The 13,167-nt window shown below is 58.5% G+C and carries 12 protein-coding genes and 1 pseudogene; 11 read left to right on the top strand and 2 right to left on the bottom strand.

Features of this window, described 5'->3' with window-relative positions; translation table 11 throughout:
* Positions 1 to 91: 91 nt before the first annotated feature.
* The 7 genes and pseudogenes from ABRP66_RS07230 to ABRP66_RS07200 all read left to right on the top strand — a co-directional run.
* Positions 92 to 241, top strand: a pseudogene (locus tag ABRP66_RS07230) (segregation/condensation protein A); the annotation flags it as partial.
* 37 nt (positions 242 to 278) lie between these two features.
* The gene (scpB, locus tag ABRP66_RS07225) at positions 279 to 833 is read left to right on the top strand and encodes an SMC-Scp complex subunit ScpB (RefSeq protein WP_284772283.1); all 555 of its coding nucleotides are present in this window, start codon (positions 279 to 281) and stop codon (positions 831 to 833) included.
* 55 nt (positions 834 to 888) lie between these two features.
* Entirely contained in the window at positions 889 to 1,800 is a 912-nt protein-coding gene (locus ABRP66_RS07220) for a pseudouridine synthase (protein ID WP_284772284.1), read from the top strand.
* A complete protein-coding gene (cmk, locus tag ABRP66_RS07215) occupies positions 1,800 to 2,492 on the top strand; it encodes a (d)CMP kinase (protein WP_023022241.1) in 693 nt (230 codons plus the stop codon). The genes ABRP66_RS07220 and cmk overlap by 1 nt, the downstream gene beginning before the upstream one ends.
* Positions 2,489 to 4,072 (top strand): ribosome biogenesis GTPase Der, encoded by a 1,584-nt coding sequence (gene der / locus ABRP66_RS07210; RefSeq protein WP_284772285.1) that lies wholly within the window; start codon positions 2,489 to 2,491, stop codon positions 4,070 to 4,072. The genes cmk and der overlap by 4 nt, the downstream gene beginning before the upstream one ends.
* A 148-nt stretch (positions 4,073 to 4,220) precedes the next feature.
* Complete coding sequence (locus ABRP66_RS07205; RefSeq protein ID WP_349838521.1) at positions 4,221 to 4,823, top strand: GNAT family N-acetyltransferase; 603 nt, start codon at positions 4,221 to 4,223, stop codon at positions 4,821 to 4,823.
* A 279-nt stretch (positions 4,824 to 5,102) separates the two neighbouring features.
* A complete protein-coding gene (locus ABRP66_RS07200; RefSeq protein ID WP_349838520.1) occupies positions 5,103 to 6,488 on the top strand; it encodes an anaerobic C4-dicarboxylate transporter in 1,386 nt (461 codons plus the stop codon).
* Here ABRP66_RS07200 and ABRP66_RS07195 read toward each other — a convergent pair whose 3' ends face one another.
* Positions 6,489 to 7,307, bottom strand: a complete 819-nt coding sequence (locus ABRP66_RS07195) for a class I SAM-dependent methyltransferase (RefSeq protein ID WP_284770704.1) — start codon at positions 7,305 to 7,307, stop codon at positions 6,489 to 6,491. It abuts the gene before it with no gap.
* 37 nt (positions 7,308 to 7,344) lie between these two features.
* On the opposite strand from ABRP66_RS07195, the gene ABRP66_RS07190 reads away from it, so the two are divergent.
* Genes ABRP66_RS07190 through ABRP66_RS07180 form a run of 3 tightly spaced genes read left to right on the top strand, consistent with a single transcriptional unit; the run spans position 7,345 to position 11,497 of the window.
* Positions 7,345 to 8,778, top strand: coding sequence for an ABC transporter transmembrane domain-containing protein (locus ABRP66_RS07190; RefSeq protein WP_349838519.1), 1,434 nt, complete (start codon positions 7,345 to 7,347; stop codon positions 8,776 to 8,778).
* Complete coding sequence (locus tag ABRP66_RS07185) at positions 8,778 to 10,520, top strand: ABC transporter ATP-binding protein (RefSeq protein ID WP_349838518.1); 1,743 nt, start codon at positions 8,778 to 8,780, stop codon at positions 10,518 to 10,520. Before ABRP66_RS07190 ends, ABRP66_RS07185 begins: the two co-directional genes overlap by 1 nt.
* A gap of 47 nt (positions 10,521 to 10,567) precedes the next feature.
* Positions 10,568 to 11,497: a CE1 family esterase gene (locus ABRP66_RS07180; RefSeq protein ID WP_349838517.1), complete on the top strand. Its 930-nt coding sequence runs from the start codon at positions 10,568 to 10,570 to the stop codon at positions 11,495 to 11,497.
* Here ABRP66_RS07180 and ABRP66_RS07175 read toward each other — a convergent pair.
* Positions 11,494 to 12,744, bottom strand: coding sequence for a site-specific DNA-methyltransferase (locus ABRP66_RS07175; protein WP_349838516.1), 1,251 nt, complete (start codon positions 12,742 to 12,744; stop codon positions 11,494 to 11,496). The genes ABRP66_RS07180 and ABRP66_RS07175 overlap by 4 nt on opposite strands.
* 161 nt (positions 12,745 to 12,905) lie before the next feature.
* On the opposite strand from ABRP66_RS07175, the gene ABRP66_RS07170 reads away from it, so the two are divergent.
* Positions 12,906 to 13,103: an antitoxin gene (locus tag ABRP66_RS07170; protein ID WP_023022261.1), complete on the top strand. Its 198-nt coding sequence runs from the start codon at positions 12,906 to 12,908 to the stop codon at positions 13,101 to 13,103.
* Positions 13,104 to 13,167: the final 64 nt, after the last annotated feature.

Here is a 13,167-nt window from a genome sequence, read left to right as displayed (position 1 = left end):
CCCCCCCCCCACCCCCCAACCCCCCCCCCCCCCCGCACCCCGCCACAGGCCAAGTTTATGCTCCCGCCCCCCCGATTCAATAACCACTTGTCAGTTCGTCGGCAGGTTCTTGGCGCTTTTGGAACTATTTAAGGCCAAGGCGGTTGATGCCCAGCAGCAGGAACCGCTGGGCCAGCTGGACCTTTCCTGGACCGGCTTGGACGTAGATCCCGCAGTCGTTGCAGCAGCAAATTGGGACTAGTACTAGCACCGCCGTCGCTGGTTGTAATCTAAGAGGCATGGATCTTCCGCTCATTTCGCAATTGCGGTCCCGGCTCGAGTCGGTCTTGCTGGTGCTTGATTCGCCGGCATCCGTAGAGTCCTTGGCGCGGGCGCTTAACGTGGAACCGGCGGTCATTAGTGACTGCCTGCGGACCATTCAACGCGAATTCGACAACCGCGGCTCTGGAATTGAGCTGCGCGAGACCCCTGAGGGTTGGCGGTTTTATACCCGCCAGGAAAACGCCAGCGCGGTGGAGGAGTTTTTATTGGATGGGGCGCAAACGAAGCTCTCGCGCGCGGCCTTGGAAACGCTAGCCGTCGTGGCCTATCGCCAACCGGTCACACGCCAGCAGGTCTCTGCGGTCCGCGGTGTCAACGTGGACGGCGTAATGCGCACCCTTAACCTGCGAGGGCTCATCCGCGAGCTCCCGCAGGACGAGTTTGAAGGAGCGTCGCACCGGTATGAAACCACCGAGCTTTTCCTCGAACTGCTAGGTATAGACTCGCTGGAACGCCTTCCTGATTTGGCACCGCTTCTCCCAGATGTCGATGCAATCGACGAAGAGTACTGAGGTGGGGTAGACTCACGCAGGTAATTTCATATCTTCGAGAGAAAAGGACACTTAAGTGACTCCTCCCGCTCGCCGTGACGGCACACCGGATAAGAAGCAGCGAGACAGCGATATCGTTGTCTCTAATGCCAAACCGGCTCGTAATCAACACGTTTCCAAGAAAAAGCAGAAGGCCACCGCTGCATCGGTAGCGCGCGATTTGGGCGCTGACTGGCTGGTCGATGACGATAAGCCCAAGGGCGAGCGCCTGCAAAAGGTCTTGGCCAAGGCGGGCGTCGCATCGCGCCGCCACGCGGAAATCCTCATTGATGCCGGCCGCGTTGAAGTAAACGGCAATGTCATCCTCAAGCAGGGCGTGAAGGTCAACCCAGCCGTGGACGTCATCCGCGTTGATGGCGTTCGCGTCAACGTCAACGAGGACCAAGAATATTTCATCCTCAATAAACCCCGCGGAATGCAGTCCACGATGTCAGATGATCTCGGCCGCCCCTGCGTGGGTGACGTGGTTTCTGAAAAGGTTGCCTCGGGCCAGCGCCTATTCCACGTTGGCCGCTTGGATGCGGATACGGAAGGCCTGCTCATCCTCACCAACGATGGGGAATTGGCCAACCGCCTGATGCACCCCAAGTATGAGGTGAAGAAAACCTACCTGGCCACGGTATTGGGCGAGGCCGATAATAAGTTGGTGCGCCAGCTCAAAGAGGGCATCGAGCTAGAAGATGGCCTAGCCAAGGCCGATTTTGTGCAGGTAGTGGACAAGAACCAGGGGTTCTCTTTGGTCCGAGTCGAGCTGCACGAAGGCCGCAAGCACATCGTGCGCCGCCTGCTGAAGGAAGCCGGCTACCCCGTACAGCGCCTGGTGCGCACCAAGCTGCACACGGTCCAATTGGGCGATATGAAGCCCGGCGGGCTGCGCGCGCTAAATTCCAACGAGTTGACGAGCTTGTACAAGGCGGTGGGGATGTAATGATTTCGAATATGCCTGATGAAGGCCTGATCCTCGCGGTCGATGGCCCTTCCGGAACGGGGAAGTCCACGACCTGCCGGGCCCTAGCCAAGCAGTTGGACGCAAAATACATCGATACCGGCGCCATGTACCGGGTGGCAACCCTGGCGGTATTGCGCCAAGGCGTGGATCCCGCGGACAAGGAAGCGGTGATTTCCGCGACGGCGAATCTGCCCTTGGAGGTTTCCGATGATCCGGATTCCACGCAGGTGCTTTTCGATGGCGCCGATGTCTCCCGCGTCATCAGGGAAGACGAGGTCACCCAGAACGTCTCCGCAGTATCTGCCATCCCAGAGGTGCGCGAGAACTTGGTGGCATTGCAGCGCACGCTGGCGCAACGCGCCCACCGCGCCATCGTAGAGGGCCGCGATATCGGCACCGTGGTGCTTGCCGATGCCCCCGCCAAGGCATTCATGACGGCCTCGGCGGAAGTTCGCGCGCAGCGCCGACACGGTCAAAACGAAAAGGCCGGCATCGCCTCCGATTTTGAATCGGTACTGGCAGATGTGCAGCGCCGCGACGCCGCGGATTCTTCCCGCGCCACCTCGCCGCTTCGCCCAGCCGACGATGCCACTATTGTCGATACCTCTGACATGAGCCCGGAGGACGTCGTGCAGGCTCTTATCAACGTGGTTAAGGAGTCCCGCTCATGAGCAATAAAGATTTTGAGTCCCCAGAGGAAGAAGTCACGCAGTTCCATTACCCTGCGGGTAAGTTCGACGAGGAAACGGTAGAGACCTCGCCGGGGTGGGCTACGGACGATTTCGATGCTGAAGAATTTGATTACGACTTTGATGAGTCAGAGTTCGGCGAGGCCGATTACGGGGATGAGGAAGACCTAGAGCAGCCTCTCAGTGAGGACGAGTGGGAGCAGCTCTCACAATCGCTGGGCTTTGCCGATGCCACTGAAGAAGCCCTGTGCACCGTCGCTATTGTGGGCCGGCCGAATGTGGGCAAGTCATCGTTGGTTAATCGCTTCCTCGGCCGCCGCGAGGCCGTTGTAGAAGATCACCCTGGCGTGACCCGTGACCGCGTCTCCTACGTGGCGGACTGGAATGGGCAGCGCTTTATCGTGCAGGATACCGGCGGCTGGGATCCCAACGTTAAAGGCATGCACGCCGATATCGCCCGCCAGGCAGAAATGGCGATGGATACCGCCGATGTCATCGTGATGGTGGTAGACACCAAAGTGGGCATTACCGAAACCGATGAGGTTATGGCGCGCCGCCTGCAAAAATCCCCGGTGCCGGTCATCGTGGTATCGAATAAATTCGATTCCGATAACCAGTATGCGGATATGGCGCAGTTCTATGCCTTGGGCCTCGGGGACCCGTGGCCGGTGTCCGCACAACACGGGCGCGGTGGCGCGGACGTGCTGGATGAGATCCTGCGCAGCTTCCCCGAAGAACCGCGCGAGACCTCGATTACGTCGGGCCCTCGCCGCGTCGCGCTCGTCGGCAGACCTAATGTGGGCAAATCCTCGTTGCTCAATAAGCTCACCAGCGAGGAGCGCTCGGTGGTAGATAATGTCGCCGGCACCACGGTAGACCCCGTGGACTCGCTGGTGCAGCTGGATGAGCAGTTGTGGAAGTTCATCGATACCGCGGGCCTGCGCAAGAAGGTCAAGAACGCGCAGGGCCACGAGTATTATGCGTCCTTGCGCACCCGCGGCGTCATCGATGCGGCCGAGGTATGCATCATGCTTATCGATGCCTCCGAGGAGATCTCCGAGCAAGACCAGCGCGTGCTCAATATGGTGCTGGAATCCGGCAAGGCACTGGTCATCGCGTTCAATAAGTGGGACCTGATGGACGAGGACCGCCGCTATTACCTCGACCGCGAGATTGACGAGCAGCTGCGGCACTTGCCGTGGGTGACCCGCGTTAATATTTCGGCTGAGACCGGCCGTGCCTTGCAAAAGCTGGAGCCGGCCATGATCGAGGCCCTAGAAAGCTGGGATCAGCGCGTGTCCACTGGCCAGCTCAATAACTGGATGCGTGAGGCGATTGCTGCCAATCCGCCGCCGATGAAGAATAATCGTTTGCCGCGCGTGCTCTTTGCTACGCAAGCATCGACCCAGCCGCCGACGATTGTTCTTTTTACCACTGGATTCCTCGACGCGTCCTACCGGCGCTACCTTGAGCGCAAGTTCCGCGAGCGCTTTGGTTTCCACGGCACTCCCATCCGCATCGCCGTGCGCGTGCGCGAACGCCGAGGTAAAAAGCGGAAATAAGAGTTCACTGCGAAAACGAGCGAAGCTTTCACAACCGTGGGAGCTCCGCTCGTTTTTATCTACCTCATTACGCTCGGTGTCATTGGCAGCTAAGCTTGAAAGACATTAGATCATTGGCTTAGGCCCAGAAAGCAAGAAGGTAAATACGGTGTCACAGAAAATCGAGATCTTGCGCGGGCAACATATCACTCTCAAGGCGTTGAGCGTAGACCATACCCCTGGACTGGCTGAGGCGGTGCAGGACGGGGACTTATGGAAGCGGTGGTATACCAAGGTCCCATCACCAAGCGAGATGGAAAAAGCCGTGGAAGAGCGCATTTCTTGGTATGACTCCCACGGGTCGCAGCTTTTTACGGTATTTGATTCTGCTGGCACTACGGTGGGGATGACTGGTTATCAGGCCTTAGATCTGGGTAATAGGCGCGCACAAATCGGATACACTTGGTACAGGCAATCCGCGCAGAATACTGCGGTTAATGCAGATTGCAAACTGACCCTCATGGGCCACGCATTTGAGCAGCTTGATTGCTTATCCGTGTTCTTCACCACCAACTCCTTTAACCGTGATAGCCGCCGCGCGTTGGAATCCCTAGGGGCACATCTTGATGGAATCCTTCGCGGCCACCAGATACTAGATAACGGGATAGTCAGAGATACCTGCGTGTATAGCGTGCTGCGGCATGAGTGGCCCGCAGTGAAAAATCACTTGCACTATAAGATTGACCTGAAGTCTGAGAAGGACAAGGCCTGAGGAATCGACAACTAATAGTGCGCAACAGCTTTCGGGGTTGGCACGTGAGGTGTAGTTGAGCTTGTCTCGCCAGCAAAGCCGGAGCTCATTGAAGAGGCATCAGGACGCCTCAAAACTACATAATTTCGCCGGTTAACCCGGTATTTTACCACTTAGGAGAGCAAAAGTGTCACCAACAATGGTGTGACACTTCGCTCTCCTTTTTACTTCGGTGAGAGCACTATGGCGCCGATAGGATAAAACTTGTCAACCATTTACTTTCTGTTTGAAAGGCATGACATGTTAGCGAATGTGATTGCCCCGGATTCAGTCCTGGCTATCGTGCTTCAAGTCATAATCATTTTAAGTGCTTTGCTTTTGGGCACCCGCTATGGCGGGATCGGCCTCGGATTAATTTCTGGCATCGGCTTGATGCTGATGGTCTTCGTGTTTGGATTGGCACCGGGCGAGCCCCCTGTGTCGGTCATGCTGACGATCATTGCCGTTATCGGCTGTGCAGCCACACTGCAACAAGCACAAGGTTTGGAAGTGATGATGCAGCATGCGGAGAAGTTCTTGCGTGCTCATCCAGAGCGCATCACCATTTTGGCTCCACTGACCACTTGGTTCCTCACCGTACTGTGCGGTACTGGCCACGTGGTCTACACCATGTTTCCGATTATTCAAGATATCGCGCTCAAAAAGGGAATCCGTCCTGAGCGCCCGATGGCAGTGGCCTCGACCTCGGCGCAGATGGGTATTACCGCTTCACCGGTGTCTGTGGCTACCGTTTCTCTTGCGTCGATCCTTGCGGAAAATGCTGGAGCTATCGACAAGGCTTATTCGATTCCGCAGATTCTTACGGTGGCGCTACCCGCGTCCTTGTGCGGTGTTCTTCTCGCCGCGTTATGGTCGCTGCGTCGCGGCAAGGACCTGGACAAGGATCCGGCTTTCCAAGAACGGATGAAAGACCCAGAGTTTGCCGCCAGCATCAATGAGAGCGCCGATTCGCTCATCGGTAAGGAATTTTCCCGCGAGGCTAAGCGTTCAGTAGTCGTTTTCCTTGTCGCTATTGCCTGCGTGGTCCTCCTCGGCGCTTTCGAGTTCCTGCGCCCGCTGGTTCCTGGTGATGATGGCGAGCTGAGCCCGGTATCGATGAATCTAGTGATCCAGATGGTCATGCTCGTCGCCGGCGCCATCATCCTTCTTAGCTGCAAAGTGGATACCAAAAAGATTGCGTCTACTCCAGTATTCAAGGCCGGCATGACCGCTGTATTTTCGGTCTTCGGTGTTGCGTGGATGGCAGATACGTTCTTCCAATCTCATATCGATGCCCTGGAAACGAACTTGGGTTCTGTCGTCGAGGCGGCCCCATGGACGTACGCCGTCGTGTTGGTGGTTGTGTCCAAGTTGGTCAATTCGCAGGCTGCTGCACTGGTAGCAATTGCCCCTATTGGCTTGCAATTGGGCATTGACCCGGCTGTCATTGTTGGTTTCTACGGCGCAGCTTATGGTTACTTCATCTTGCCAACCTATCCTTCTGACTTGGCCTGCATTGGCTTCGATCGCACGGGTACGACGCGAATTGGCAAATACGTCATCAACCACTCGTTCCTCATCCCCGGAGCGATCTCCGTATTTACCTCCTGTGTGGTCGGCTCCCTCTTGGCCCAGGTTCTCCTGTAATCAGTCCCTCGAGATAGACTCCTCCCGTACCAGCACGAATGCATCCGTGCGGTACGGGATGTGCAGTTTTTGCCCGGCCGAAAAGCTCATGTGCTCGTAGAGGTACCAGTTCAGGTTGTGGGTCATGCGCTCGTGGATGGCCTCGCTATTTCTGAGCCAGTAGGAACGGGTGTGCATGAGTTGGTGGAGCTGTTCTGGGGTGAGCTCGTGAGTCCAGCTCAGCCGGAGTTCGCGCTCTAAGGTCCAGGGTGACTTGTACTCCGGATAAAAGCCGGGCTTATGCACGTCGCCGGAGTGCATGATGCGGCTTAACCGAAGGATCCAGGGATCCGCGTGTACATCGAGGGTATTCCACACTAAAAGGACGCGCCCGCCCGGCGCGAGGATGCGGTCCAGCTCGGCGGAGGCGGCGGCAACATCGACCCAGTGCCAGGTTTGGGCGAGGCAGGCGGCGTTGAGGGAGGCATCGGCAAGCGCGGTGTGCTCGGCCGTGGCGCGGATGATGGGAATGTCCAAGCGGTGTTGGAGCACGCGGGCCATATCTGCCGATGGCTCGACCGCAAGCACGTTGGGGTTGGTGAGGGACTCAGTGAGCTTGCCGGTGCCGGCGCCGATATCGGCAACGCGGTGGGCGCCGGCGATGAGTGCAGCAACCTCGGCCGGGTAATGGGGGCGGACGTCCTGATAGGTGTGCGCACCGTGGTGAAAGGCGCGCGCCGCCTGGGTGCGCTGGGGATCGGTGCCAAAGGTAGGTTTCTGCTTCGCAGAGGGATTGCGGTAGCTGGGGAAGTGTTGGGGGTTGGGGTGGCGAGTCGACATAGGCTATCTAACCTACCGGGAATTAGAATGGCTTGTTATGGCAACACTTCCAGAACCATCAGATCCACGGTGGTTGCTGAAAACCGTCTTCACTAGGCCTGGGATGACCATTCCCGCCGCTGTGTGCATGGCTATCTCCTTCGTTCTCAATGGCACAACGCCGGTCATCGTGGGTTATGCCATCGATGAAGCGGTGGTGGAAGGATCGATAGGGCGACTGTGGTGGTGGCTTGCACTCCTGGTCCTAGCCTTCGCCGTAAATACCGTCACTGGGTGGTGGGGCCGCAGGCTCAACGCGCGCAGCATGCTGGTTATCGGCCACGACGTGCGCATGGCCATCACGGAACGGATTATGGATCCCAAGGGGATGGCCGGGCCGAAACGCACGCCAGGGGAGTTATTGGCCATTGCCTCGACCGATGCTACCCGCGTACAAAATGCCGTGATGATGACGGTTTTTCCGGTGGCAGAGATTACGTCCATCATTTATGTCGCGGTGATGACCAGCCGGGTGAATCTGCCGCTAGGCGTGGCCATTTTATGCGGCGGGCCCATCGTGGTGTGGGGATCGCTGCGCTCGGCTGGTCCGTTGCGCAAGCGTTCTGGTATCCGGCAAGCAGCATTGGGCCGCGCTAGCGCGACGGCGACGGATATTGTCCATGGCCTGCGCATTATTAAGGGGATCGGGGCGATTGGCACGGTGCGCAAGCGGTATGCGGGCGATTCCGATGCCGCCTACGAGCGAACCGTTGAGGCCAATGCAGCGCAGGCTGGATTGAATGCTTCTACGGAGGCGCTCGGGTCCACCTATGTCATCGCCGTCGCGATTGCCGCCGGCTACCTGGCGCTAGATGGGCAGATGAGCATTGGTGAGCTCATTATGGTAATTGGCCTTACCCAATTCATCATTACCCCGATGACCATGCTGGGAAGAAATATTGCCTCCCGGTGGGCCGCGGCGCAGGCGAGTGCGCAGCGAATCGTGGGCCTGCTGGGCGCTCCTGGACTTCCCGAGGACGCCGCGCCACAGGTTCCTGCGCTACGGCCGGGTATCACCGCCATCGATGGGCATGCTCCGGAGGAATTGCGGGAGCTGCCCCGGGAGAAATTCATCGTCGTGCCGCACGAGGTCACGCTGTTTACCGGAACCGTGCAGGACAATATTCATCCGGATGCAGGCACAGCCGCGCGGGCTCTAGAGGTGGCCGCGGGCGAGGATATCCCCGGTGGTGTGGACCGCGAGGTGGGCGAGCACGGGAACAACCTATCCGGCGGCCAGCAGCAAAGGGTTGCCCTTGCCCGCGCTATCGCCGCGGATCCGGAGGTGCTTATTCTTTCTGATCCAACCACAGCTGTCGATTCCGTTACCGAACAAGAAGTAGCCCACCGCGTTGCGGACTACCGGAAGGATAAACCCACCATCGTCTATACATCGGCGCCTGCGTGGCATGCAGTGGGGGTGGAATCCTAATGCGTTTTCCCACCGCCACTTGGCCACAGGTGAGAAAGGTCGTGGCGCAGCAGCTCTCGGCCATCCCGCACGCGCGCCGGCGCGCCGTTATTGCCGTGGTGTTCTTGATCGCCGGGGCAGCGGCCAATGTCAGCATTGCGATCCTGCTCGGCAAGATCGTCGATGCCGTGACGACAGGCACCAGCATTGCCCTCCTCGGAGTCCTGCTCATCGGGGTCGCCGCCGTATCTGCCGCATTGTCGGCGGCGGGATTCTATGTTCTGTCCCAGCTGACCGAGCGCGTTATTGCGTCCCTGCGCGAGGATATGGTCTCTACGGCACTCGGCCTTCCCACGCACCGCATCGAGGATGCCGGAACTGGGGACTTGGTATCGCGTTCAACCGATGACGTGGCTGAGCTATCCGCTGCGGTTACAGAGACGGTCCCCGTGCTGGCGAAGTCCATTTTTGCCATTGCCTCGACGGGAGTCGCGCTGCTTACGGTGGATTGGCAATACCTCGTGGTTATTGTTGCCGTGACCCCGCTGTATTTCTTAGCCGGCCGGTATTATCTGCGGCGCGCCCCTGACCGGTATGCCGCTGAGCGCGCCGCCATGGCGGTCCGCGCCCGCCGGCTTTTGGAGGCGATCCACGGCAGGGATACGGTGCGCGCATTCCGCATGGAAAAGACGATGCACGATCGCATCGGCGCGGCTTCAACGCGTGTGGTGGAAGAAGGATATAACGCGCGCCGGACGATGATGGTACTCCAGGCCCACCTCACCGGCATTGAGCTGGTCTTATTGGGCAGCGGTTTGGCAGTAAGCTTCTGGGTGGTGCAGGCCAATGCGCTTACTGTTGGCGCGGTCACCGCGGCGATGTTATTGCTCATACGCCTGCGCGGGCCGCTGATGGGGCTGATGCGCGTGCTTGATACGGTGCAATCTGGATATGCCTCGTTGGCGCGCATCGTGGGCGTGGTCATCGATCCGCCCCAACCGGTGCCGGATAGCGGGGCACCGCGGGGCGATGGCAGCGTGGACATGCGCGATATTTCCTTCCGCTATAGCGATAACTCTTGGGCCGTCGAGGGGCTCAACCTTGCGATTAAGCCCGGCGAAACGGTGGCCCTCGTCGGGGCATCTGGCGCGGGAAAATCCACCGTGGCCGCGTTGCTCGCGGGCTTGCGCGTCCCGGATAAAGGCACCGTGCTTGTCGATGGCGTCGAGGTTGCGCTGCTTTCCGATGCCGAGCGTATCCAGCGCCTCGCCCTCGTTTCCCAGGAGGTGCACGTCTTTTCTGGGAGTTTGCGCGAGGATCTTGCACTCGCGGCGCCACAGGCCACCGATGCGGAAATGGTGCAGGCATTGCGCCAAGTGCAGGCTGACTGGTTCTTCGATCTGGAGGCGGGCCTCGATACCATCGTGGGCGCGCAGGGCATGCCGTTGGCCCCGGTGGCGGCGCAGCAATTGGCGCTTGCCCGAATCGTGCTGCTGGATCCGCGCATCATCATCTTGGATGAAGCCACGGCAGAAGCAGGCTCGGTGGGTGCTGAATCCTTAGAGGACGCCGCAGAGACTGTGATGGAGGGGCGGACCGCCTTGGTGGTCGCTCACCGACTGGATCAGGCCTCGCGTGCCGATGCCATCGTGGTCATGGATAATGGCCGGGTAGTAGAACAGGGTCGCCATGCAGAGCTGCTAAATTATGGGGGCCGTTATAAACAGTTATGGGCCGCTTGGCAGAAGGGACGAAAATCATGAGGCGGAGGCCGGTGCGCGCTACGTTGAGCACCGCAGTCTTGTGCTGCGTGGCGGCTTTGGTCGTGTCATGCGCAAATAATGAGGAAGAATCGGACTCGGCGGTACGCAGCGAAAGCACGCAATCGCACGGTTCGGCTGCCTCGCAGCTCGGGATTCCTACCTCTGCGCCGCTCAGCGGCCCAGAACCCGGTTCCTATACGACGATTAACCTGCCGTCTGGTCGCTCATTTATTCTCAGCGTGCCGGAAAAATATACGGCCCAAAAAGAGTGGCCTGTCGTGATGGCTTTTCACGGGTGGGGGCAGTCCGCGGAAAACTTGCGCGACTATTCCCGCCTCGATGCGGCACAAGCTATTACCGTATTTCCTGCAGGAAAGGAAAAAGCGTGGAGCCCCGCGCCATATGCGGAAACCAGCGGGAGCGAGGACAAGAAATTCGTGCTCGATATCCTCGATTCCCTCCGCGCGACCTATAACGTGGATGATTCGCGGCTTTTTGCCACCGGCATGTCCAACGGCGGCGGTTTTGCTGCCTACCTGGCTTGTCAGATGCCCGGCACCTTCCACTCGGTCGCCACCATTTCCGCAGCATATTACGAAGATATCCTGAAAGACTGTGCCCATGAACCCGTAGGGCGCCTCGATATGCACGGCACCGATGACCCCGTCGTGGGCTATTACGGCGGAACCCGGCACAAGACCAAGTATTTCTCCGTTGAATCTGTCTTAGAGCAGGACCGCAAGCGCAATAAATGCTCGGAGAAGGTAGACACCAACCGCTTGGTCAATAATGCCCTCGACATGCATTGGCGGGGCTGCACCGCACCGCTAGAGCATATCCGCATCGGTGGCGGCTCCCACGTGTGGCCGGGTGGTCTTGGAGACAAAAATAATGAAGTAGGAAAGTTCTTCGCCACTGACCGCGTCCTGGACTTCTTCGGCATTCCCGGCAGGCCCGACGGCACTCGCGAAACCTAGATCGCGCGGTAGGCCCGGAAAGAGGACCCAGGCACGGATCGCACGCGCTCGACGCAAATATCCGCGACGCTGAGAAAGCCTGCTCGGCGCGCCGCACTGTCCGGGGCAGTGGGCTCTGGAATTTGCACTAGGTGAAAGCTGCGCTCACCCTTATCTTCTCGGTTGAGTTCGATGACCGCCTGCGCCGTGGTGCCTGATCCCCCGAAAAAATCGAGCACCCGGGCATCGGCGCCGCCGCCAATGGCGATGAGATGCTTGATAAGGCGCACTGGCTTGGGGAAATCAAAGATTCCCTCCACGCCCATGACGTCCTCTGCGTCGCGGCGTCCGGTGCGCGTTACGCCAAACCTTGGCCCATCGAGGATGGAACGCGGCCGCGCCCCTGCTTTTTGATAGTTCTTGGTGTAGACAAAACCGCGCCGAAAGACCAGCTCATCGTAGCGCTTTGCCACCATATCCTTGCCCCAGCGCCAACGCGCTACCTGGCTGTGGCCAGCCGGTTGGTCAGGCCAGTGTTGCGTGCCATCGGGAGAGGAAATGGGAAAATCAAGCGATGGCAGATACCCCAGAGTCTTAGAATCTAAGCGCACCAAGGAGTATTTGCCACGTTCATCCTCGTGGTTATATTTGGTGCTCGTATAGCCCTCAGCATCTACATTGAATCCGGGGTTATCCGGGTTCTTGGCATAGCAGAGGATGTATTCGTGTTCTACCACCGCATACTTGGAATCGTTTTTCCCGGTGCCAGCCTTTTTCCAAATGAGTTGCCCGGCATAGCAGCCCTCGCCAAAAACCTCGTCTAAAACCTTGCGGGTATTAGCAGCCTCGTCCTCTCCGATGGAGACGAATATAAAGCCGTTCTCCGCCAGAATTCGGCGCGCCAGGATGAGCCGCGGCAACATCATGGACAGCCACTCGGCGTGCCATTGGGCATAGCTGCCGGAATTTACCTCTCGCCGCGCGCGGTAATTATCGCGATAGACAAAGTCCCGGCCGGTGTTATACGGCGGGTCGATGTAGATGACATCGAAGGTTTCGCCCGTGGAAACCCAGTGCTGTAGAACCGGCAGGTTATCGGCCAAGTGGATGCTATTGGGTGAGGTGGTAGAGCTGCTTAACGCAGTATCGAGCTCAAACTCGGCGGCTAGGGGAGTCTCCGCCGCAGCGCGCGCGGCCTGCTTGCCAGGCCATACCAACCCAAAGAATTCCGGGGCGTTGCAGTCTGCACCAGGGCTGGTGTGCGTCATTTGTTGCCTTTTCCGTGCGAGCTGGTCATTGGTCTCATTAACGCTATCACTTTAGAACTTCTGACAACCTTTGGTGGCGAAGTCTCGGCAGCGTCGTTATCGTGGGCAGTGTTGCCGCGCACGGTAATGGTTAGATGAAGTAAACAACGAAAGGATTAGCAATGGGTATCTTTGACAAGGCAAAGGAAGCACTGAACTCCGAAAAGGGCCAGGAAGTTACCAACGAAGGTTTGGACAAGGCCGAGGACTTTGCCAAGGACAAGCTGGGCGAAGACAAGGCAGACCAGGTAGACAAGGCCCGCGACGTCATTGATGACAAGCTCGGCACCAATAACGACGGTGACGACGAGAACAAGTAGTTCTCGCCCTAATTTCTAATTAAATAACGCTTAAGCCCCGTTCCAGACAGGAGCGGGGCTTAAG

Source organism: Corynebacterium sp. KPL2680, from assembly GCF_040225675.1.
In the GTDB taxonomy this organism is placed as follows: domain Bacteria; phylum Actinomycetota; class Actinomycetes; order Mycobacteriales; family Mycobacteriaceae; genus Corynebacterium; species Corynebacterium rhinophilum.
Note: the sequence above shows the minus strand (reverse complement) of the source record. Positions and strands in the feature narration are given on the sequence as shown.